General features: G+C 68.5%; 16 protein-coding genes and 1 pseudogene. 11 read left to right on the forward strand and 6 right to left on the reverse strand.

What is annotated here, in order from left to right:
• Positions 1 to 87 precede the first annotated feature (87 nt).
• From OG552_RS16535 to OG552_RS16545, 3 genes are read right to left on the reverse strand one after another with little or no spacing between them, the layout of a single operon-like run.
• Positions 88 to 2,073, reverse strand: coding sequence for a hypothetical protein (locus OG552_RS16535; protein WP_329133642.1), 1,986 nt, complete (start codon positions 2,071 to 2,073; stop codon positions 88 to 90).
• The gene (locus OG552_RS16540; protein WP_329133644.1) at positions 2,070 to 3,224 is read right to left on the reverse strand and encodes a 5'-methylthioadenosine/S-adenosylhomocysteine nucleosidase family protein; all 1,155 of its coding nucleotides are present in this window, start codon (positions 3,222 to 3,224) and stop codon (positions 2,070 to 2,072) included. Before OG552_RS16540 ends, OG552_RS16535 begins: the two co-directional genes overlap by 4 nt.
• Entirely contained in the window at positions 3,225 to 3,956 is a 732-nt protein-coding gene (locus OG552_RS16545; protein WP_329133646.1) for an NUDIX hydrolase, read from the reverse strand.
• Positions 3,957 to 4,844: 888 nt separating this feature from the next.
• Between OG552_RS16545 and OG552_RS16550 the strand changes: the two are divergent.
• The 5 genes and pseudogenes from OG552_RS16550 to OG552_RS16570 all read left to right on the forward strand — a co-directional run bounded on the left by OG552_RS16550 (position 4,845) and on the right by OG552_RS16570 (position 9,095).
• Positions 4,845 to 5,356: pseudogene (locus OG552_RS16550) on the forward strand (HAD domain-containing protein).
• Positions 5,357 to 5,416: 60 nt separating this feature from the next.
• On the forward strand, positions 5,417 to 5,803 hold the full coding sequence (locus OG552_RS16555; protein ID WP_329133648.1) for a type II toxin-antitoxin system RelE/ParE family toxin: 387 nt from the start codon (positions 5,417 to 5,419) through the stop codon (positions 5,801 to 5,803).
• Positions 5,800 to 6,132, forward strand: a complete 333-nt coding sequence (locus OG552_RS16560) for a helix-turn-helix domain-containing protein (RefSeq protein WP_329133650.1) — start codon at positions 5,800 to 5,802, stop codon at positions 6,130 to 6,132. The genes OG552_RS16555 and OG552_RS16560 overlap by 4 nt, the downstream gene beginning before the upstream one ends.
• Positions 6,133 to 6,363: 231 nt before the next feature.
• Positions 6,364 to 8,751, forward strand: coding sequence for a helicase-associated domain-containing protein (locus OG552_RS16565; protein WP_329133652.1), 2,388 nt, complete (start codon positions 6,364 to 6,366; stop codon positions 8,749 to 8,751).
• Between the two features lie 95 nt (positions 8,752 to 8,846).
• Entirely contained in the window at positions 8,847 to 9,095 is a 249-nt protein-coding gene (locus OG552_RS16570; protein WP_329133654.1) for a CopG family transcriptional regulator, read from the forward strand.
• 454 nt (positions 9,096 to 9,549) lie between these two features.
• Here OG552_RS16570 and OG552_RS16575 read toward each other — a convergent pair whose 3' ends face one another.
• Complete coding sequence (locus OG552_RS16575) at positions 9,550 to 10,278, reverse strand: TetR/AcrR family transcriptional regulator (RefSeq protein WP_329133655.1); 729 nt, start codon at positions 10,276 to 10,278, stop codon at positions 9,550 to 9,552.
• Positions 10,279 to 10,369: 91 nt separating this feature from the next.
• Here OG552_RS16575 and OG552_RS16580 point away from each other — a divergent pair, with 91 nt between their 5' ends.
• The gene (locus tag OG552_RS16580; protein ID WP_329133657.1) at positions 10,370 to 11,230 is read left to right on the forward strand and encodes an SDR family oxidoreductase; all 861 of its coding nucleotides are present in this window, start codon (positions 10,370 to 10,372) and stop codon (positions 11,228 to 11,230) included.
• Between the two features lie 448 nt (positions 11,231 to 11,678).
• Positions 11,679 to 12,917 (forward strand): HEAT repeat domain-containing protein, encoded by a 1,239-nt coding sequence (locus tag OG552_RS16585; protein ID WP_329133659.1) that lies wholly within the window; start codon positions 11,679 to 11,681, stop codon positions 12,915 to 12,917.
• Here OG552_RS16585 and OG552_RS16590 read toward each other — a convergent pair.
• Both OG552_RS16590 and OG552_RS16595 read right to left on the reverse strand, forming a co-directional pair.
• Positions 12,860 to 13,438, reverse strand: a complete 579-nt coding sequence (locus OG552_RS16590; protein WP_329133661.1) for a GNAT family N-acetyltransferase — start codon at positions 13,436 to 13,438, stop codon at positions 12,860 to 12,862. The genes OG552_RS16585 and OG552_RS16590 overlap by 58 nt on opposite strands.
• 277 nt (positions 13,439 to 13,715) lie before the next feature.
• A complete protein-coding gene (locus OG552_RS16595; protein ID WP_329140869.1) occupies positions 13,716 to 15,137 on the reverse strand; it encodes an ATP-binding protein in 1,422 nt (473 codons plus the stop codon).
• Positions 15,138 to 15,899: 762 nt separating this feature from the next.
• Here OG552_RS16595 and OG552_RS16600 point away from each other — a divergent pair.
• From OG552_RS16600 to OG552_RS16615, 4 genes are all read left to right on the forward strand, one after another.
• A complete protein-coding gene (locus OG552_RS16600; protein WP_329133663.1) occupies positions 15,900 to 16,289 on the forward strand; it encodes a hypothetical protein in 390 nt (129 codons plus the stop codon).
• A 364-nt stretch (positions 16,290 to 16,653) separates the two neighbouring features.
• Positions 16,654 to 21,213, forward strand: coding sequence for a DUF6531 domain-containing protein (locus OG552_RS16605; protein WP_329133666.1), 4,560 nt, complete (start codon positions 16,654 to 16,656; stop codon positions 21,211 to 21,213).
• An 87-nt stretch (positions 21,214 to 21,300) separates the two neighbouring features.
• Positions 21,301 to 21,741, forward strand: coding sequence for a hypothetical protein (locus tag OG552_RS16610; protein WP_329133667.1), 441 nt, complete (start codon positions 21,301 to 21,303; stop codon positions 21,739 to 21,741).
• Positions 21,742 to 22,251: 510 nt separating this feature from the next.
• Positions 22,252 to 22,599 carry a hypothetical protein gene (locus tag OG552_RS16615; RefSeq protein WP_329133668.1) on the forward strand — a complete coding sequence of 116 codons (348 nt, stop codon included), beginning with the start codon at positions 22,252 to 22,254 and terminating at the stop codon, positions 22,597 to 22,599.
• The last annotated feature ends 74 nt before the right edge of the window (positions 22,600 to 22,673 follow it).

A 22,673-nucleotide genomic window follows, 5' to 3' on the forward strand; every position in this document is an offset into this window, starting at 1 on the left:
GGTTCCGGCAAGGTTGTGCGATGCCCAAGCGTCCACCGGAGCGACCGCACCTCTGCCGGGACCCTCGCCCGATTCAGGATCGAGAGATCAGTCAGCAGGGAGGAAGGGTGGCGGGCTGTTGGGGTTATTTCGTTCGAGCCAGCCCTTTCCGTCCGCGGCAATTCCTTCCAGGAGGCGGAAGGTATGGGTGAAACCAGCCGCGCTGAGGTTTATTTCGGATATTTCCTGGGCATTTTCTTCCGGGGTGAGCTGGTATGTGTCGGCGTCTTTGATGCAGATGTTCCTGGCTGGTCCATTGGTAAGAACGAGTTCCAGGTCGTAGCCGGCATTGGCGCGCTCCGTGACGTGCACGGAGGACAGCGCGTCGAACCGGTAGTTGCTTCGCTGCCCGCTCGTGCGTTTCGCGTCTGCGAAGTCAAATTCTGTGCTGATCTCACGCACGCCGTCCTGGGTGACGAGGAACAGGTGGAAGCTGTAGCGCGAGTACCGCCACGGACCGCCCTTCACCCGTCCTCGCTTGTAGGGACGCGCGGGCGTCATCAGGATGGTGTGGGTGATAATCTCGCGCCAGGTGAGCCGGTAGTGGCTGAGCGCCTCGTCAACGAACAGAGTCTTGTCGCAGGTGAGCCAAGTCTCCATCTCCAGCTCACTGGGTCGCGTGGTGTCCAAGAACGTCTTCCAGTTTTGGTACGCGATCCGCCGCGCGGCCAAGCGCTCATGATATTCCTGGGTTTCCTCGGCCAGACGGCGCTCTTCGCCGCGGACATGCAGCCACGACAACGCGACTGCACGTCCGGCCCAGACGGCACCGGCCAGGGCAAGGACGGTCAGGAGTATGCGCGATGGGCCGGCAGTTGACGTGACCGTCACTGCCAGGGCCATTTCCGTGATGCCGAGAGCGGTAAGGGCGACCACGCACAGCGCTTTCGTTGCCGCCGGTGTCCGGTACTGGTCGCGCGGATCGGACAGAGTGCCCTTGGTGTAGTGGTCCCGGGCGTCCTGGGCCAGGTAGCGGATCAGCCAGTTGACCCGGTCTACGCTGATTCTGCTCTCCCGGTACACAAGTGCGATCTCGGCGACGAGTCTGTTGCGGAGGTCAGCGGTCTGGTCGAGCCACTGGTGCGAGGCAAGTCCGGTTGGGACGCGGGTACTGAAGTAGTGGTCGAACGAATGACGGACCCGTGCGGTGAACCCGTCTCCGGCGAAGCCGGGACTGCCGGTCTGCGGGGAGGGGCACTCGTCGTTGGTGGCCTTCAACTGATGGTCCTGGTACCACCACTGCCGGCCGGAGCGTGCGGCACCGAACCCGGTACCAAGCGCCACCAGCAACTCGACGACAGCTGCGGCCGGATCTGCGGCCATCGCGGAGATCCAGAGGAATCCGGTGGCAACAACGAACAGGACGGCACGGGCTTCCAGACCTGCCGGGGCGACAGAAGAGGTGTTCGCCCGGGGTGGCTGAGCCCGTGGCCCGATGGGGTCTGGCTCGAAGTAGGCCCAGACCCGCTGGACCCGGTAATTACCGAACCGAGCGGCCTCGGCCAGGTCGCGGCTCTCGGCCCACAGGCTGTCCTTCATCCCTCCGGTGAGCACAAGGTCGAGGTGGTGGAGGATCGGGTCGCGTTGGCCCGGCGGCAGGCCCTGCAACCGCTTCAGCACGGGTCCGGTTCCGCCGTCGGTGTCGTTGAGGAGCGCCAGCAGCTCGAAAGCGACGTGCAGAGCAGTCTTCCACTCTCCGTCAGCGTAGGTCCGCAGGAGTTCGGAGGCCCGGTACAACTGCTGGAGTTCTTCGGCGCCGAGGTCGTGGTAGGCGCGTTTGCTGAGCATGGCAAGCACCCAGTGGAAACGGACCTCCGCGCTGTCGTACCCGTGGGCGATGGCATCACTGATCATGGTGCGAGCACGACTGGGAACGCCGTCCTCCAGGAACCTCACGCCGACGGTGTATTTCTCCTGGGGAGATGCTTCCGGATGGACCAAGTAGACCTGGGAGTTGTGCACGCTCTCGGCCTGGATTCCGACGGCGGAGTGATTTGCGGCCGAATTCTGTGTGAAGTGGGCGTCATCGGTCATGGCAGTGTGCCCGCCGCAACGATCAGCGGTGCCAGCCCGGCTACCAGCTCAGGGCAGTCTGCGATAAGACCGCGTAACTTCTTCAATGCCATGGGCACCTGCTTCGGTAACCCGGAAGCGGTCTCCTTTGCCGCACGGCCGGCGGTGTCCAGTTCGGCCTGCGCCTCCTGGTAGGTGTCGTCGTCGAGGGCGCCGGCAGCGTGGTGACGCCTCAGGTGCTCGCGGAAGCTGTCCAGTTCCGCGGCCAGGTCCGCCCGACTCGATATCGTGGGCCGCGAGTTCAGGTAGACGCTGCTCCCGGTCACGGAGCTGGCCATGATCCCCACGGTGCTGGCCCGGGCGGTGTTGCGGACGTGCTCGGTGAGCCTGCCGGCCCCATCGTCTCTGGACATTGCGATCTGCTCCTGTTCTCCGATCAGTTCCGCTGCCAGCCGCATGGCGAACGCCGCCGCGTTCGCTGCGGCCAGTGGCTGCCAGTTGCGGTCCTCCGTGTTGCTTTTTGTACCGTCTGCCCGGTCGCTGATGCCGCGGATGATGGCCACCGGCGACCCGCTGAGATGACCGGCCTGCGCCACACCGGCGGCTTCCATTTCGATGGCGAGTGCGTCGTTGTAGTGCTGCCGGATCCACTTGGCTTCGGCGGAAATCCGCGAGTTCTGCACGACTTCACCGGCGGCGATGGCACCGAAATGCACCTGAGGCGAATCCTGGCCATCAGGCGTTTCACCGGCCAAGCCGCCTTTGCGGGCCAGATACGAGCCCAGCTGGCTGATGCCGTGCGCCGCCTCCCACACCCGAGGACGCGCCTTGAGCCCGTCATCCTCGCTGGTCCCGCCGTGATACGCGTACACGTGGGTCGCCATCACCACGTCGCCCAGCCTGGTGGTGTCCCACAGGGCACCGGCGACGCCAACGAACAGCACAGCCACAGGCGAGAACTCCTGTATTGCGCGCTCCGCGAGCACTGCAGCGGGATGATTCCCTTTGTTTGTCAGGCCCAGTGCCACACGACACGACGTGCCGGGCACAGTGCCCACCTCGAACCGCGTGCCCCGCTCATGACGGTGCACCTGCGGACTGGCCAGTTCCCGGCGCACCGCCTCGTACTCGAGATTGAGGGCGGTGAGTATTACCACCAGGTCTTTCGGCATCTATTCCTCTTCCTCTTCCGTCGTGGACGCCGCAGGCCGGATCAGCGGCGGGGACAGGGCAGTCCCCGGCCCGGCCCGGAACAGCCGCGCGGGCCGCCCACCTGTCGTCCTGCGCCCCAGGCCGGCAGGGACGATGAATCCCTTCACGCCCTGGACTTTCCGGTAGAAATTACGGGTGTCGAGCTCGGTGCCCCACACCGCTTCGTACACCTGCTGCAACTCGGTGATGGTGAACAGTTCTCCGCAGAACGCCGTGGCCAGCGCCGAGAACTCGAGCTTCGTACGCGCACGTTCGATCCCGTCCGCCACGATCCGGCTGTGATCGAAAGCCAGTTTCACCTGTCCGGACAGGACGGTCTCCGCAAGAACCCACGAAGCACCCCTGGCGTCCGTTCCCGCGACCGGCTCAGGAAGTCCTGGCGCGATCGCCAGATGAGCCACGGAAACAACCCGTCCCCGCGGATCACGGCCTGCGTCCCCGTAGGTGGCCAACTGCTCAAGATGCAGCCGCCCGGCATCCAGAGCGGTTTCCTCGCTCAGCTCGCGGTGCGCGGCGTCCAGGATCGACTCACCGCTGTGGCTGAGGAAACCCCCGGGCAGCGCCGGCATGCCCGCAAAGGGCTCCTCACCCCGTTCCACGAGCAGGGCGCACAGTCGCCCCTCACGCAGCGTCAAGATCACGAGGTCAACCGCCAGCAGCACGGGCGGTGGTGACCATATGTCTGTTTGCATGCACTTAACATACTTCAATTTTTGTCATTCTGACAAGAAGTGCGAAAGGTGGGATCAAGCCAAAGTTCGCCGGAGCCACAGTTCGCCGTCCCCTGAAGTGACGGACGTTGGGCCCCGACTAGCCCTCGTCACACGGAGTCAGCCGACGCGTGCACCCGCGGCCGGTCCGGACCGGTCACGCGTCCACGCTCAACGGCACGCAGATCACCGACGTCCCGAGCCTCTACCTGCCGCTCGGTGAGAGGGTGAACGAAGCAACCAAAGCTTCGACGGCTGTCTGGACTCCCTCGTCGGCCCGGTAAACGAGGACGAGCGCGCGGTGGCGCTTGAGGACTGGAGGATCTCGACGCCGCGCACGAGCGCCGCAGCCCCGCCGGAGGGCGCGAACCGAGGAAGACTCATGAAGTAGCAGTCCGCTGAGCGCAGGCAGGAGCCGCTGCGCATCCTCGTACCCGGCTGCGAGGCGGTGTCCTTGGCCGTGTGCAGCGGAAAGAAGATGATCACCTGGATCGGCCTCACGGCTGGTAGTCGCGGCCAGATTCGTCAAGGGGTGCGACCCCCATACACCCGGTCTCAGTTCTGGTCTCATTCACAGACGTCCGCGGGCGTTCGAAAGGTCAACCCGCCTCGGGTCCACCGCAGGTCAGGACATCCCCGCCTCTCCCCGGATACCAAGGCGACCCGTTGGAAAGCGTGTTGGGGGCAACCCCTCACGAGTTCGAATCTCGTATCCTCCGCCAGTGCCTCACCGGGCACGACGTCGTTGGCCCCCGCGGCTCGCAGCGGGGGCCAACGACGTTCGGAGTTGCACCAGCGACGCGGCCATGTCCGGGGAGGCAGCCCGCCGGCCCGCCTCCGGGTCGGCCTGTGCCGCCCGTAGGTGCGGACATGAGCGTTTCCCCGCCGCGGCCCATCCTCCGTCTTGACGTCGACGGTCCGCTCATCCCCTTCGGCGGTACGCGGGAGCAGTACCCGGACGGATATCCGACGTACGTGCCGCAGGAAGCCGGCGCGAATCCGCTGCTGGCCAGGGTCGATCCCTCGCTCGGGCCGTGGCTGTTGGCGCTGCGCTACGACTTGGTGTGGGCCAACCACGTGGGAGTCCGAGGCCAACGAGTGCCTCGCGCCGCTCCTGGCGGCTGCCACAGCTCCCCGTGGTCAGGTGGCCGGAGCGGTCCGACGGGCCCGAGTCGGCCGGTCTGCACTGGAAGACCTGCACGCTTCTCGACTGGGCGGCCGGACGCCCCTTCGCCCGGCTCGACGACGAGATCACCGACACCGACCGTGTCTGGGCGGCGGCGCACCACCCCGCTCGCACCCTCCTCCACTGCGTCGACCACCGCCACGGCCTCACCGACGCGGACTTCGCCGCGCTCGACGCATGGCTGCGGGCGGGGTAGTCGTCGTCGGTCGCTCGCCTCTGCTTGCCCATACATTTGGCTATCTATATAGTCAGCTATATGAGCGATGGCTGGGAGATCGAGATCGAACCGGAAGTCCGGCATTGGCTGGACAACCTGTCCGACCGCGACTATCTCCAAGCTGAACATGCGGCTGAACGTCTGCTCGACGCACCGACCACTCTCTCCGAGCCGTACGCGCGACACCTGGGCGACGGGTTACGCGAACTCCGATTCAGCCTGGGTCATGACGGCAACGCCGTCCGTCTGACGTACTGGCTCGCGCCCCGTCGCCGGATCGTGCTGCTGACCGTGTTCCGCAAGGCGCGAATGCGGGAGGATGCGGAAGTGGATCGTGCCAAGCAAGCCAGGAAGCTCTGTGAAGCTGAGGATCACACCGCTCACGATGAGTTCACTCGCGACGCCACGAAGGGAGAAGGACCATGAACCACGCCCGGTGGAAGCTCGCCCGCGAGCGGAAGGTCGCGGAAGGCTACAGCGAGCCTCCTGAGGTCGAAGCGATGCGTACCGAGATCCGCATGGCCTTCGACCTCGGGCAAGCGGTGTACGACCGCCGTACCGAGCTGGGCATCTCCCAGACCGAACTCGCCAGGCGTGCCCGCATGACGCAACCCCAGGTCTCGAAGCTCGAACTCGGCGGCACCGTCCCCACCCTTCCCCTGCTCGCCCGGCTCGCCGGCGCACTCGACGCGTCGCTCAACATCGCTCTCGACGGCGAGACCTCCACCGTCGAGTTCATCGCGCACGCTGCGTGAGAGTCGCTGGTCTCATTTCTGGTCTCGTTTATTTCCGGCACATAGTTCATTTCGATCAGCTCTCCCAGAGGTGATGCCGCCGCCCCCGTCTGATCCGGTCGGCTTGGGTGCGCCAAACTTGAGCTGTGTCGCGTGGGTGCGGCGGCACGTCTTTGCTCGTGTGAGATGAGGTGTGCCGTCATCGGTAAGTCAGGTGGGTCGAGGCTGGCGTCGTGGTTGGTGGAGTTGGACGTGCCGCGTTTGGAACGGGTGCTGGCGGTCCGTTCGGACACGGTGTCGCCCCCGGAGCCGAGGTCGCTGGGGGAACTGGCAGATCGCTTGCAGCGTCCGGGGTCGGTGGCCCTGGCTCTGCCCCGGCTTCCGCGGCCTGCCCTGCAGGCCGCGGAGGCGCTGGCCGCGTCGGGGACGGCCATGACGCAGGACGCGCTCGCGAGCGTGCTGGGACTGGCGGACGGGGCGGAAGTCCGCGAGCTGGACGTCGTACTGGAAGTCCTTGCCGATCACGCGCTCGTCTGGCCGGACAGCGGCGGCACGCTGCGTATGGTGTCACCGCTGAGGCAGGCATGGGACGCACCGTTGGGGCTGGACCCGCCGCTGGAGCAGTTGCTGGCGGGTGTGACGTCCGAGGAGTTGCGCGGAATGCTGGCCTCGCTGGGCGTCAAGCCGCCCGGCAACAAGCAGCAGCGGCTCGCGGCTCTGGTGGATCACCACAGCGATGCGAAGCGCGTCGTCGCGGTGGTCGCGCAGGCCCCCGCGGATACGCGCAAGCTGCTTGACCGCATGGCGAAGTCCGGGTCCCAGAACCCGCGGTTCGAGGTGTTCGGCTCTCCGGAGCCCACCTCCGGGCGGGCGGCCCGGTGGGCGCTGGAGCGGGGACTGCTGGTTCAGGACCGGTACCGGTACGGGCCGACCCGGATGCCCGCCCAGGTCGCGATGGCTCTGCGTGGACCCGGTTGGCATGCGCCGTTCGAACCCGTACCCCCCGTCGCGCGGACCCAGCCGGTCACCGCGGAGGAAGTGGAACGGGAGGCGGCGGCCGCGCTCACGGCGTTCGCCGCGCTTACGGCGTCCGTGCTGTCGGTGTGCGCTGCCAAGCCGCCCGCCCGGCTCAAGTCCGGTGGTGTCGGGGCACGCGAACTGGCGCGCCTCGGCAAAGCGGCGCGGTGCGACGAGACCGCCGTGCGCCTGGTGCTGGAGACGGCGTACGCGGCCGGGCTGCTGGCACGGGACGGGGATCTCGTGCCGTTGACCGAGGCGTACAACGCCTGGTCCGAACTGGAGCCGGGAGAGCGGGTCCCGCTGCTGCTTCAGGCCTGGTGGGCGATGGCGCTCACCCCTGCCCGGGCCCGCGACGAGGAGGGCAAATCGCTTCCCGCGCTCGCCGGGACACCGCCTTGCGACGGCTGCCGGCAGGCCAGGCATGGACTGCTCACCGCTGCGGCGGACCTCCCGGCCGGGCAGGGGGTGCGGCATACCCCCGATCTGGGGTCGCTGGTTGCGTGGCACCGCCCGCTCGCTCATCAACTTCCGGAAGACGAGACGCCGTTCGCGACCGTCATCCGGGAGGCGGAAATGCTCGGTGTCCTCGCCCGCGGTGCCCTGTCCGGCGTCGGGGCGGCCTTGCTGGCCGGTGATGCGGCAGCCCTGTCGTCCACCACGTGCCGGCTTCTGCCCACCGCCACCGGGACGGTGCTCATCGGCGCCGACCTCACGGCCGTCGCCGCCGGGATCCCGACAGCCGGGCTCACCGAACTCCTCGACTCCGTAGCTGACCGTGAGACCGGCGGTGCGGCATCGATGTGGCGGTTCAGCGCTGGGAGCATCCGCCGGGCCCTGGACGCCGGACGTACCGCCGACGGCATCGCCGAGGGGCTGGCCGCCGCCGCTGCCGGGCCCCTGCCGCAACCGTTGTCGTACCTGATCGCGGACACCGCACGGCGCCACGGGCGGGTTCGCGTCGCCCAAGCGGCCTGCGTGATCCACAGCGAGGACGCCGCGCTCCTGGCCGAGATCGCCGTGCACCGCAAGCTCGCCAAGCTGGGACTGCGTCGGTTGGCCCCGACCGTGTTGATCAGCCGTACCCCCCTCGCCAAGACCCTGGCGGCACTACGGGCCGAGGGCTACTCACCCGTCGCCGAGGCCGCCGACGGCTCCGTACGCATCGAAAAGGAAGAACGGCGTCGGGCCGCCCTGCCGGTTCCCGCTCCCCGCCGCGCGCCGAGCAGCACCGGTTCACGGCTCCCGTCCGGCGCCGTCCAGCGGGTGAGCGGGCCCGGCACTCTGCGGGACCTGGCAGCCAGGCTGTGTGCCGCCCCTCCGTCGAGCCCGGAGCCCGGCCCGGACAGCGGAGTCCCCTTCGAGACAGACACCGAGGAGATCATCGCCGGGTACGCGAATCGGCTGTCCCTCACCGACGTTCGCCAGCTCGCCCACGCCGTCGACACCGGTCAGGTGATCACCATCGAGTACGACGCCGCATCCGGCGGTCACAGCGTGCGAAGCGTCAGCGAACTGGTCCTGGACCCGCCCTGCCTCCATGCGTGGTGCCATCTCCGAAATGACGAGCGCGTCTTCACGCTGTCCCGCATTGCGAGCGTCATGCCCGCATCGCCTCTGTGAGCACCGGAAAGCTTCCGGCCGGCCGGTACAGCAGGTTCTGAATACCGCGAGAATGGTTCCTTGTATGGCGAGTAAGAAGGTATAAGAAGGTAACGGTGGCCATCCCTGAGGATCTCCTCGCCGAGATCCGGACGGAAGTGGCTGAGCGCGGCCTGTCGGCGTACGTCGCCGAGGCACTGCGGGCCAAGCGTGACCGGGACCGGCTCCTTGAGCTTGCCGGCTGGCTGGAGGAAGAGCACGGTCCGGTCACCGAGGATGAACGCGCGGCGGCCCTCGATGAGCTGAACAGCCTCGACGCCGAGCACGCGCACCGTCGACCTGGCAGCGCCGGAGAGGCCGCGTGAAGAAGCGCGGTAGCGAGCACCGGCCTGCGCTCCGGGTCTTCGTCCCCGACGGCGAAGCCCTGTCTCTCGCCGTACGCGGCGACCGGAAGATGATCGCCTGGCTCGACATCGCCGCCCGGGGCGAAGCCGAGGTGGTGACGTCCCCGATGGCGCTGGTCGAGGCCTACGACGGCCGCATCACCGAGCAGCGATGGGACTGGGTGCTCTCCCGCCTCAAAGTCGCCGACATCGGAAAAGACGAAGCCCGACAGGCCCGCCGGCTACTGGCCGGTGCCAAGGTGCACGGTCACAAGTACGCGATCGATGCGGTGCTCGCCGTCGTCGCGCGTCGGTGCAGTTCGGGCGCAGCTGCCGTGATGAGACAGCGGGAGCTACGGGCCGGGCGGGGCCAGAGCCGTCCGCGAAGGATCTCTCCTCGCGACGTTCGACCTGCACGAGAGCGGCCGGCGCGGGATCAGGCCCGCGGCGTGTCACCGTCCGCCGCCAGTCGGGTCAGCCATTCGCGCAGCAGTCGCTGCTCGGCGTCGCTCAGGACATCGGCGTCATCGGGGAGGGCCGCGCGCAGCGCGCGGGCCGCCGGGGCGGGGCCGGACTCGGTGGCGGAGACCGTTGGTTCGGCGCGGGTGACGGCGGCGACCATGGACTCGCGCAGGATGGTCAGCAGCGCCGGATTGCGGCGTTCCGCGGGCGTGGAGTGCCAGGTGGTGACCGCGCCTTGGCCTGTGGCCTGGATGATCTGGGCGGCCAGTTCCTCGTCGACCCGAAGCCATCCCCCGGCCGCCAGCCGGCGCACCCGCCCGTGGAGGATCTCCAGGCCCGCACGGTGTGCCGCGTCCGGTCCCCGGCCGGTGGCCCGGTTCATCACCGCGAACAGCTCTGGGCGCGAGACCCCGAACTCCACCACCATGTCCCAACCGCGGCGCAGCTCCTCCACTGGGTCCTCCGGGGCGGGATCGAGCTGTGCGCGCTTGCTCTCCAGGAACTGTGCGTAGCCGTGCTCGGCGACTGCCTCCAGCAGCCCCTCCTTGTCGCCGAAGAGGCGGTAGATCGCGGGCGGCTGCATTCCGGCCGCGGCGGCGACCGCGCGGGTGCTCACCGCGTCCGGCCCGCCGTTCTCCAGCAGCTCGACGGCCGCCATGACGATGCGACGGCGAGGGCTGTCGGTGGTGTCGCGAAGAGACATGGGTTCAACGATATCGGAATCGTGCTTCCATCGTTAATATCGATGTTATCGTTAAATTGATTCCACTGGAAGCATCGTTGGGAGAACCCCCGTGATCATCGTGACCGGAGCCACCGGAAAGCTCGGGCGCCGCATCGTCGAACGCCTCTTGGACCGTGTTCCCGCCCACCGCGTCGGGGTCAGTGTCCGCGACCCCCGCATGGCGCGGGACCTCGCCGACCGCGGCGTCCGCGTCCGGCAAGGCAGCTTCGACGACCCCGCCTCACTCGTCCACGCCTTCGAGGGCGCCGGGCAACTGCTCCTCATCTCCCTCGACCGCACGGGCGAGGAGTGCGTCACCGGCCACCGCACCGCCATCGACGCCGCCGTGAAGGCCGGCGTCGGCCGCATCCTCTACACCAGCCAGATGGGCGCCGCCCACGACTCCCGCTTCCAGGCATGCCGCGACCACGCCCGGACCGAGGATCTGCTGCGCGCCACCGGCCTGCCCTGGAGCGCCCTGCGCAACGGCTTCTACGCGGCCAGCGCCCTGCAGTTCCTGGAGTCCGCGCGCCACACCGGCGACATCTCTCTCCCCGCCGACGGCCCCGTCGCCTGGACCGGCCACGAAGACCTCGCCGAGGCCACCGCGGCGATCCTCGCCGACGAGGGGCGCTTCGAGGGCCCCACCCCGCCGCTTACCGGTCCCGCGGCACTGGACTTCGACGCCGTCGCCGAGATCGCGGCCCAGGTCACCGGCCGGTCCTTCACCCGCACCGTCGTCGCCGCCGACGACTTCCGCGAGCAGGCCCTGGCGCACGGTGCCCCGGCACCGGTCGCCGACCTGATGCTGAGCATCTTCGCGGCAGCGCTGAATGGCGAGTTCACCGCCGTCGACCCGACGTTGGCCGACCTGATCGGCCGGGAGCCCACCACCTTCCGCACCCTGCTGGAACGTGCCTGGGCCGCATAGATCCGGTGGGGCGCGCACCCGACAAGTTCATCGCGCGTGCCACACGAGGGGCGCACGCCACGGAGGACCGCCTCCGGTCTTCAACCCCTCACGAGTGCGAGTCTCGTATCCTCCGCACTCGCTTGCTGTCGCGCCTCTCGCCGCCTTCGGGCAACAGGTTCTGCATCTCGGCGACCGAGTACGGCTCGATCCGTGCAGACCTCGTGCAGACCGTCGCGCCGGTCTGCAGACCGGCGCGCTGGTCGAGAGCAAGGCCCGGCGTGCGGCGAACACATGCAACGACACCTACGGCGACGCGCACAGACACACGCTGCCGGAGCCAGCCCGCGCGTACAACCGCCTTGCGAGGGCACCCCGGGCGTCGCCGTACCGGGGCAGTCCGCCGGGCTTCCCGCCCGGCGGACTGGGGCGCGGACAGATTGTCGGTGCCGCGCGCGATACTCCCCCCGTGACGACTTGGAACGATGACGACAAGCACCACAGCCGTACCGTGGACCGCACATTGCCCGACCCGCGTGACGTAATCGTGGACACGGACTGGGCCGCGCTGCACCACGCCTACGGGCCCGCTGAGGACACGCCGTCCAGCCTGCTCCGGCTCCTGGACGACAGCCCGGAGGTTCAGGCTGAGGCGCTGGGGGCGCTGGACATGTCCGTCCTCCACCAAGGCTCGCTTTACAGCGCCACACCGCCCGCCGCGCTGTTCATCGCCGGGATACTCAGCGACCCCCGCACGACGGCCAGGCACGAGAGCTTCTACCCCTGGGACGACCGAACCCGGGCCCTGCGAGCGGCATTGCTCGAATTCCTCGGACAGGTGGCGGACGCCGCCGCCTACGGCGAAACCGACGGCGACGACCACGCCCGCAAGGTCCAGGACGACGCTGACACAGACGTCACCGCGTGCCGCGCGATTCGCCCGGCCCTCTACGCAGCGGTCTCCGCTTTCATCGACGATCCGGACCCTGACGTACGGGAGGCAGCCGTTGGAGCTGCGGGCGCGCTCCTGAAGGCTCCCAACCTCGCGGACCAAGTCCCGGACGCGGTGCGGCACTTCCGCCGGGTCCTCGCCACCAGGACGGACCGGCGCGAGCGGGCCGCGGCCGTCCTGTCGATCAGCGTCTGCCACCAGGACACCGCCGACTTGCTCACTGACGAGGACCCCGCGATACGCGCCTGCGCGGCTCTGTCACCCGCCAACGCCGGCAACGGCGAGGCCACCGAGATTCTCCTGCGGGCCCTGCTGGAGCCGGCTGTCGCCGACGCGTGGTTCCCTGAGCCACTGCCCCAGTTCGACGGCTGGTTCCGCTTCACGCTGCTGGCCGCGGCCATAGAGCGTACCGAGAGCTTCGACGCCCTCCTGCCCGCCGCTCTCGCCCTGTTGACGATGGCGGACGAGTACACCGTCGACAACGACTGGGGCCCGCTGCTCGCCAAAGCATTCCCGCACGGCTTCACCTCTGCCATGGCCCTGACCGCTTCTCAGCGCGACTTCCTCGAAGCCGTCGTCGGCAAGGACGACTGCTGGGGCAACATCGCCAACAGGGACCGCTGGCTGCACGGCGCCGGACTCCCCCATCGCCGGGCCGAACTCCGGGCGATCCTGGGAAGGGTGCCGAGCGACGGAGCTCAGGGGGTGGGAACCGGCTCGGACGACGGCTGCCACTCCCGCCTGAGCAGCCCGTAGACCCACGAGTCGGAGACGTCGCCGTTGACGACGCAGTCCTCCCGCAATGTCCCCTCACGCGTGAAGCCGAGCTTCTCCAGCACGCGGGCGGAAGCCGCATTGCGCGTATCGGCCTCGGCTTGGACGCGATTGAGGTCCAGCGTGCCGAACGCCCACCCCAGCAGAGCGCGCGCGGCCTCGGTCGCGTAGCCCTGGCCCCACGCCGCGTCGTCGAAGCAGTAGCCGAGCGACGCGCTGCGGAAGTCCGGATTCCAGTTGTTCAGGGTGCACCAGCCGATGAACGCCCCGTCGGAGACACGGTCCACGGCCACCCGTGCCCCGGTGCCCTCCTGTTCCATCCGCCGGCAAGCGGCGATGAACTTCTCGGCGCGCGAGCGTTCGGTCCAGGGTGGCGCGTCCCAGTAACGCAGGATGCGGGCGCTGCTCTGCAGTGCGAAGAGGCCGTTCGCATCCGCGTCTTCGAAGGCACGCAGGCGAAGACGAGCGGTGTGCAACGAGGGGGTGGGCAGCGGCGCCCTCATGTTCCCTCCCTTTGTCTCCCTGGTCGCTGGCCGACCCATCAGACATCCGGTGCGGGTCATTCGCAACGGGTTTCCTCGGCGGGCCGGCAGACGTGTCCGCTCATCGGCGCGACCGAGCGTGCTGGGGCACGAACCCCGTCTCGGCCGGGTTGCGCGCTCGACGACTTCGACGTCGATGCCCACCTGCTTCCCGCGGTCCACGACGGTCTCCTTGAACCCCGGTCACCGGAAGCGGATCACGAAGAACACTCCATCGAGACAGACCGTACGGGCCGTGTCACTCCCATGCGCTGATGAGCTCCTCGGGCCCGATCGTCCGGATGCCGGCCACGGTACTGCCGCTTCGGGTCACCGCGACCAACGGCGTGGACTCGTCGGCGCCCGGCAGCTGTGACCGGTGGACGATCAACCGCGTCAGGTCGTGGGAGTCGAAGGGGCGGTTCTCCAGCCACTTGACCGAGCCGACCGCGGTGATCCTCTTGGCGACGGGTCCGCGGTCCGCACCCACGATGTCAATCTCCGGATCGTTCGTACGCGTCCAATACCCGCCGACCGCCCCCGTGTCGTCGGGCAGCCCGCCCTCCCGCATCCGGAACAGGGCGTCCCTGATGACGGGCTCAACGGCCCGCCCCCGCCATGAGGTCCATGAACGCCGGATACGGGCCAGCGTCAGATCACCGCGGCCACGCTCGATCTCCGGCAGGTACGGGCCCAGGAAGGCGAGCCAGAACCGCAGATGAGGATCCGCGACGTAGTAGCGGGTCTCCTTGGAAGGACGGGTGGACAGCGGCACCGCCACCTCCACCACCCGCTTCGCGGCGAGCAGCTGGAGTGACCGGTTGAGCGAGGTGGCGGGCAGCCCGCCCGCCGCCCGGCCGATCAGGGTGTGGGTCCGCTCGCCCGCCCCGATCGCGCCGAGCACCAGTCGGGCCTGGGCGTCGGCGGGGAACTCGGCGGCCAGGGAGCGCTCGGCACTGACGATCGCAGCAGAGGTGGGATCTTCGACCACCTCGGCGAGATAGTCGAGGGCCCCGGTCCCCCGCGGCCATTCCTCCAGTACCAGGGGAAGCCCACCGGAGACCAGATACGCGTCGAAAGCCTCGGCGGGCTCAAGGGCCAGCACCTTCGCCACGTCGGCGGGGGTGAGAGGCGGCACCACCATCTCCGTACCCCGCTGGTGAAACGGCCGGTCGTAGGCGTTCAGCCGCTCCATCATGGCCAGGTCCGAGCCGACGCACAGCAGCAGGACGGGCTTACGCGACAGCTCCCGGTCGAAGACCGCCTGAAGGGTGCCCTCGAAACCAGGGTCGTTCTTGATCAGATAGGGCATCTCATCGAGGACAACCACGCTCGCACGGTCCTCGGGCAGTACGGACACCAGCAGCCGAAAGGCCGCCGCCCAGTTCTGCGGCACCTGCCCGTCCAGCATCTGCGCCTCTGGTACGTCCGAAGCCGTGACCGCCTCCATGAACAAGCGCAGGTCCGCTTCGGCAGTGGACTGCGCCGAAGCGGTGAAGAAGACACTCGGCAGTCCGGCCCGGTCAATGAACTCCTCGACCAGCCGAGACTTCCCCACCCTGCGCCGTCCCCGAATCAGTACTGCCTTCCCCGGCCGCCCGCCCGGCCCCCCTTCCCGCATCCGCCGCACCATGCGGTCCAGGGCCGCGATCTCCCGTGCCCGTCCGATGAACGCGTCCACGATGCCTCCAATAAGTTCCATTATTGGTAGTCCCAGTTCCGAACGTACCAAATTTGGATGCATCAGGCCATGCAAAATTCGTCACTCAAAGTCACATGACCCTGACCCACCGCATCGCCGAACCGCTGATAGCCTTCTGCGACGCCGCTACGAGGCCGGTCCGGGACCCACTCGAACGCCCGGACCGGCCTCATAGCGCCGCTCGGGGCCGGCCAGCCGCTTCCCGCCCAGCACCAGCAACACGGTCGCCTTCGGCGCATTCGGCGAGAGGGCGGCTGTCCCGAGAGGGGCCGCGTACGACGTCCTCCACGACTTGAGCGGTCGCCCGCGGCAGGCGGCAACTACCCATGCTGGGAAGGCATCCGGTCCTTCGGATAGGTTGCCGGTCATGTCCGGCAGACGATTCTCACCGCGTACCGTCCGTATAGCCGCCCGAGGCCTCGGGATTGACGTCTCGCTGCTGCTGATATGGCGGTTCGCCGGGCGCCACAGCTGGACCGCCTCGTTGCTGGCTGGGGCCGTGATGCTCGCATTGACGGCCGCGGCGACGGCCCATTCCTGGTGGATGGACCGCCACCCGGACGCGGAGCAGCGCATGAAGGACAAGCACATGGGAGCGGTCGAACGACTTGCCCGCGAGACGGAAGCGGCTGAGGCTTCTCGACGGGCGACCGGTCGGCGCTGACCGCCGCTCGTACTCGCCACCGGCGCGAGCGGTTGCGATGGAGGCGCGGGCGCGGGCGACACCACCAGGAGGAACCCGTGTCATACCCGCAACCGCTCACCCCCGAGGCGAAGCTCGCCGACGCGAAGAAGCTGTTGAGCCTCCCGCGTATCGTCGTGATCTGCGGCTCCACCCGCTTCATGACCGAGATGAACGAGGCCGATCTGCGGGAGACCAAAGCCGGGAAGATCGTCGTCAAACCGGGCTGTGACATGAAGTCGCCGCACGAACTCTGGTCCGATCCTGTCGAGGCCGAGGAGCTGAAGGTTCGACTCGACGATCTGCACCGGGCGAAGATCCGGCTCGCTGATGAGGTGCTCGTGGTCGGCGACTACATCGGAGACAGCACCCGAGCCGAAATCGCCTACGCCCGGTCGCTGGGCAAGCCCGTGCGGTTCACGCACCCCGAAGTCGACCCTGACGCCTGACCACCCGCCGCCACCTCGACAACCGGGGCCGGCAGCCCGCCGCCCGACCGTCTCGCGGTGGCTTCGGCCGCCACCCACCCCACACCCTCCGCAGGCATCCCCTGAATTGATCATCCAGGGTGCCGGCCGCGGTGAAGCCGCCCGCGACGGCGACCGGTTCGCCATTGCGGTCGGTGGCTGAGGTCGGGATCGAGGAAGAGCTGTGTCGTGGCGATGTTTCGCACTTCATGACGCTGACGAACCTCTGGGCGACGCAAGGTCCGGGCCGTGCGGGAGATGCAGCAGCGCGGCCTTTCAGGGGCGGAGCGGCTCTGCCAGGATGGGCGGCACGACCAGTAGGGCCGAATCGGGGGAGGCGGCGGTCATGAGCAGGCCGATGGACTGGCACATACTGGACTTGGACCGTGATCCGGTCCCGGGCGATCCGTACGAGGTCAAAGAACTCGCCCGCAAGCTCGGAGCGTTCGCGGACGGCGTGGCCTCCGCCCTGCGGTCGGTGCGCGGGCTCAACGGCGACACCGTCATCCAGGAATGGGCGGGCCTGTCCGGCGACGAATACCGCCGCCAATTCGGCGACTTGCCCGGCGAGTTGGACAAGCTGGAGCGCTCCTACCGGCTGGCCTCGGGAGCCCTCGACGGCTACTGGCCGCAGTTGGAGACAGCGCAGGCCGACGCCGACCGCGCTCTGTCGCAAGGGCGGCAGGCTCGTGCGGACTTGGATGCCGCGAAGGGACAACTGACCAGCGCCGACGCATGGGTCAAGCGGGCGCAGGTCAAGTCCAAGGAATACCAGCAGGACCCCAAGCCCGGCGTCCCGCCGCCCTCGGAGCAGGACGTCCGCGACGCCGCCCGCAACGCCACCGCCGCGAGCAACGCCCACTCCACCGCCTCCGCCGCTGTCCACGACGCGCAGACCCGCCTGGACGCGGCGAAGGAGCTGGCCGCGCAGGCTGCCGGTGTCCGGGACCGGGCCGCGGATGCCGCGCAGCATGCCCTGCACGAAGCTTCCGACGCCGGGATCAGGAACAAGCACTGGTGGGAGAAGGCCGTCGATTTCGTCGCCGGTCACTGGGACGACATCGTCGCTGCCTGCAAGGTGATTGTCGCGGTCCTCGGCATCGTGGTCCTGATCATCGGCGGCCCGCTGGCGTGGCTGGTGCTGGCGGCAGCGGTCATCGTCCTCGCCGACACCGTCAGCAAATACCTCCAAGGCAAAGCAAGCCTCTGGGACGTCGCCTTCGCCGCGCTGGACTGCATCCCGATGTTCAAGGGCCTGACCACCGCCGGCGGCGTGCTGAAGATGGCCCGCGAACTCCCCGCCCTCCTCAAGTCCGGCGAGGCGCTGGAGCGTATCGCCACCTCCGTCCGCAAGAGCGGCAGCCTGGTGAAAGACCTAGGCGAGGGTCTTCGCAGCGGCGGGCGCAACGCCGTCGAGAAGGGCAAGGATTTCGTTGGCCGGCTCAAGGGCGGCGACCCGATCGATCTGGTCACCGGCGAGATGCTGATGCAGGAGACAGACCTCGAGTTGCCGGGTCTGCTGCCGGTCGTACTGCAACGGACGCACCTGTCCACGTACCGCTACGGGCGCCGGTTCGGACTCTCCTGGGCGTCGACTCTCGACGAGAGGGTCGAAGCGGATGACGAGGGGCTCGTTTTCGCGGCAGCCGACGGCATGCTGCTCGTCTACCCGCAACCGGGAGAGGCCACGGTCCTGCCGGAACACGGGCCGCGATGGCCCCTAGAGCGCGACCCCGGCCCGGACGGTGAGGTCCGTATCACCGATCCGATCACCGGTCACGTCCGGCATTTCACCCCGGTCGCGCCCGGGAACGGCATCACAGTGCTGCCTCTCACCGCCATCTCGGATCGCAACGGCCACCGCATCACGCTCGAGTACGACGAGGAGGGGCGGCCATCGCGTCTGGTGCACTCCGGCGGGTACCGGCTTGCCTTCGACACTGCCGGTGACCGCGTGACGGCCGTCCGGTTGCTGCACCCTCCCGCAGACGGCCAGGCCCCCACCGACGGCAATGAGGGCTACACCCTCGTCGCGGGCTACCGCTACGACGACCACGGGAACCTATCGGAGATCGTCAACTCGTCGGGAATTCCCCTGGTTTTGGACTACGACGACCGGCACCGCGTCGTCCGGTGGACGGATCGCAACGGTGACTCGTACTGCTTCGCGTACGACGACGCCGACCGCTGTGTTCGCGGGACCGGTCCCGACGGTTTCCTGGACTGCGCCCTGCGCTTCGACACCGAGTCGCGGGTCACCACCTTCACCGACTCCCTTGGCCACGTGACGTCCCACCACTTCAACTCCCTCCTCCAGTGCGTCGCGGTGACCGATCCACTCGGCAACACCGTGCGCAGCACCTGGGACGAGCACAACCGTCTGCTGTCGCGTACCGACCCGCTGGGCCGTACGACGCGATTCGCGTACAACGATGCCGGTCGGGTCACCTGGATATCTCGTCAGGACGGCCTCTCCGCCACCGCCGAGTACGACGGCCGCGGCATGCCAGTGTGCGTACGGGAGTTCGACGGCTCAGTCGTGCGTCAGACGTTCGACGAGCGCGGTAACCTCCTCGCCATCACCGACGCCGAAGGCGCCGTCACGTCCTACGCCTACGATGCCCAGGGACGGCTACGGGCCGCCACGGATGCCCTGGGGCACACCCGCCATGTGGAGACGAGTCCAGCGGGACTGGTGACCGCCGTCACTGACCCCCTCGGCAACGTCGTACGCGTCGGCCACGACGCCTTCGGCAGGGTGACCATGCTCGTCGACCAGCTGGGCAACGCGACCCGGACGACGTGGACGACCGAGGGTCTGCCTCAACGGCGTGAGGCAGCGGACGGCAGCATCGAGTCGTGGGACTGGGACGCCGAGGGAAGCCTGCTCGGATACGTGGATCCCACCGGGCAGACGACCCGGTACACCGCAACGCACTTCGAACTGACCGCGTCCCGCACCAACCCCGACGGTACGAAGCACGTGTTCGACTACGACACCGAACTGCGGCCGGTCGCGGTGACCGATCCCAGCGGCCGACGGTGGACCTACGACTACGACGAGGGGGGACGCCTGGTCAGGGAGACCGACTTCGCGAGCCGGACCGTCGCCTACACCTACGATGTGGCCGGACAACTGGTACAACGCGCCAACGGGGAGGGGCAGTCCGTCCGGTTCGCCTACAACGCTGCGGGACATCTCACCACCCGCACCTCCGCCGGTGTCACGACATCCTTCGTGCGCGACGGCGCCGGCCGGCTCCTGCGGGCCGAGAACCCCGACGCGGAGCTCGTGCTGGAACGGGACGGGCTCGGCAGGGTTGTCGCCGACATCTGCAACGGCCGCCGGCTCACTCGCACGTACGACCTCGCCGGGCGGATCACCGCGCGCAGGACTCCTTCGGGAGTGGGCAGTTCTTACCGCTACGACCCTGTGGGACGCCGCATCGCCGTGGAATCCGCTGGCCGCAGCATGGCCTTCGGGTACGACGAGGCCGGACGCGAAACCGTCCGGCATGCCGGGGCCACGGCGCTGGAGCAAACCTGGGACACCGTCAACCGGTTGATCGGACAGACGGTGATGGTCGCCTCCCACCCGAACGCCGTCCCGGGAACAGCCTCCGCGCCTGCGAGCGGTCGGCACCTCCTGCAACGCCGTGCCTACGTCTACCGCGCCGACGGCCACCCGACCGGCACGGACGACCACCTCCACGGCGCGCGCACCTTCACGCTGGACGCGGCAGGACGTGTCCTGTCCGTCGACGCTCGGAACTGGAGCGAGCGGTACGCGTATGACAACACCGGCAACCTTACGGAAGCCCACTGGCCGACGTCGGGCAGCGGAACGGACGTCTCGGGAGGCTCACGCGAGTACACCGGGTCCCGGCTCCAGCGGGCCGGGGCTGTCCACTACGCCTACGATCGCCAGGGCAGGGTCGTCATGCGCCGCCAGGTGCGACTCTCGCGTAAGCCTGCGGTGTGGCACTACACCTGGGACGCCGAGGACCGACTCACGCAGGTGACCACGCCGGACGGACGTCGCTACCGCTACGCGTACGACCCGCTCGGTCGCCGTATGGCCAAGAGACTCGTCGGCGACGACGGAACGGTTCTGGCGGAATCCACGTTCGCGTGGGACGGTTCCCTGCTCGTCGAGGAGCGCGCCATGGACCCGGCGTCGTCCCGGTCGATCGTACTGACCTGGGAGTACAAGGGGTTCGAGCCGGTCTCCCAGGCTGAGCGCATCCTCGCCGACGACATGTCCCAGCACGAGGTCGACAGCCGGTTCTTCGCCATCATCACCGACCTGACAGGTTGCCCACGCGAGCTCGTAGGCGAAGACGGCACCCTGGCCTGGCAGGGCCGTTCGAGCCTGTGGGGCGACACCTCCTGGGCGGCGGACAGTGCTGCCTACACCCCGCTGCGCTTCCCCGGCCAGTACTTTGACCGGGAGACGGGACTCCACTACAACGTCAACCGCTACTACGACCCGGCCACCGCCCGTTACACCAGTCCGGATCCGCTCGGGCTCTCACCGGCGCCCAACCCCGAGGCGTACGTTCCCAACCCGCACGTTGCCTCCGACCCGCTCGGGCTGAGTCCCTATCCGAAGAAGTTCGACCTCTCGGGTGCCACACAGGTCAGCGGCCGGTTCCCGAAGAACGCGAACCCCGGCGAGGTGCTCTACCGTGCCAAGGAGGACGGCAGCGTGACGGCTTACGCCGTGTACGACGAGGACGGTGTGATCGCGCGCCGGGTGGATGTCGATCCCGATTCGGCGCCCCACGGCGGGGTGCCGGCGCCCCATGTTCTCGAAATGCGCAAGCATGTCAATCCGAAGACCGGCCAGGTCTTCTACAACTGGGAGAAGATGCCCCGGCCGGCCCGGCCCGACGAACTTCCCTGACCTGACCTGACCTGACCTGACCTGCTGCCGGCTGTCCCGTCGGCCGGAGTGTGCCGGCACCTACGCCATGAATGAGGAGTGCGACGCGTGGACCCCATGGACTACCCGGAAATCGCGGCCTGGGCTCGGGAGTTGGGCGAGGACGTGGACTCGGTCGACTTCCTGGCCCACCACACGCCGCTGTCCCACTGGCTGGCCATCGGCCACGTCATGTGGCCTCGCTTCGTCGAGGCGGACGGCTGCGTGCTGTGGTCGCGCGTCCACGATCCTGACAACTTCCGGTCCTGGCAGGACCGGCTGCCCGACCGACCCGCCGACATCGAACGCACCCTCAACCAGCTCAAACTCTGGCAGGTCATCGAGTCGGGCGAGACGCCCTCCGACGACGCGGCCCTGAAGGACGTGGCCGAGGTCATCGCCCGCACCTGGCGGGCCGCCCTGGCCGACTGCTACCCGGACCGCCGCTTCGACGTCGATATCCTGACCACAGAGGACGGCCCCATCGTCACTTTCTCCACGCGCCGCTGAGCTCCACACCGCCTGGCGCGAGGTGGCACGGCCGAACCGGACTCAGCTCCTGTCTCATTCACCTCCGTCTGGTCCCGTCCACCACTCCTCCGGCCAAACCGTCCACCGCTGGTCAGGACACCTACATCCGCCCGCGGAGCATGCCGTGACCCGTTGGAAAGCCGTGTTGGGCGCACCCCCTCACGAGTTCGCATCTCGTAACCTCCGTCAGCGCCTCACCGGGCACGACGTCGATGGTCCCCGCTGCTCGCAGCGGAGGCGCTCGGTCCTCCGGTCTCGGTTCTGGTCTTGTTCCCGCTGAGCGGTTGGGCTCTACGTGATCCTGCGGCGCACGCGGGCCCGGGTGAGCCCCTCCCCTGAGCGTGGCAGCGGCTGCACTGACCGCGAGGAAACCGCCGTCTCAGGCCCTGCGTGACGGGCCCGCCACGGTCCGACGAGGCAGGGGCCGGGTGATTCTTCACGTGTCGGATGTGCTCTGCGACGATGGCCGGGACTGGATGAGTTGGGTTCGTGGAGGAGGCGGAGGAGGTCATGGGCGGGCAGGCCCACATGTCCGAGTTCCTCATGCTCGCGTCCGACGAAGCACTGGAAAGTCTGCGGGGCATCGTCGGAGAACTGGTCAGCCTGTTCGGGCAGAGCCGTGCCGAGGCGGTCGCCCGCGTCAACGTGGCCTGGGGTGATGAGGACTTGGCTGACGGTTCCGACCTCCTGGGCCGCGAGGAGCCGGAGCACTGGGCCTACTGCCTCTACGACGAGGGCGACGTGGCCTACGGGGAACCGGACGTGGACCGTACCCGGTGGCCGATCCGGCCCGCCCCGTCCCGGGACGCGCAAGCGTGGACGCTCGAACCGGAGTGACGGCCGGCGGCCAGGACGCGGCCGCGGTGGGTGACCGCTGCGGCGTCGGCGGGCGGCGCTGGACCCGAGGGTGT

Origin of the sequence: Streptomyces sp. NBC_01476, from assembly GCF_036227265.1 — a bacterium.
In the GTDB taxonomy this organism is placed as follows: domain Bacteria; phylum Actinomycetota; class Actinomycetes; order Streptomycetales; family Streptomycetaceae; genus Actinacidiphila.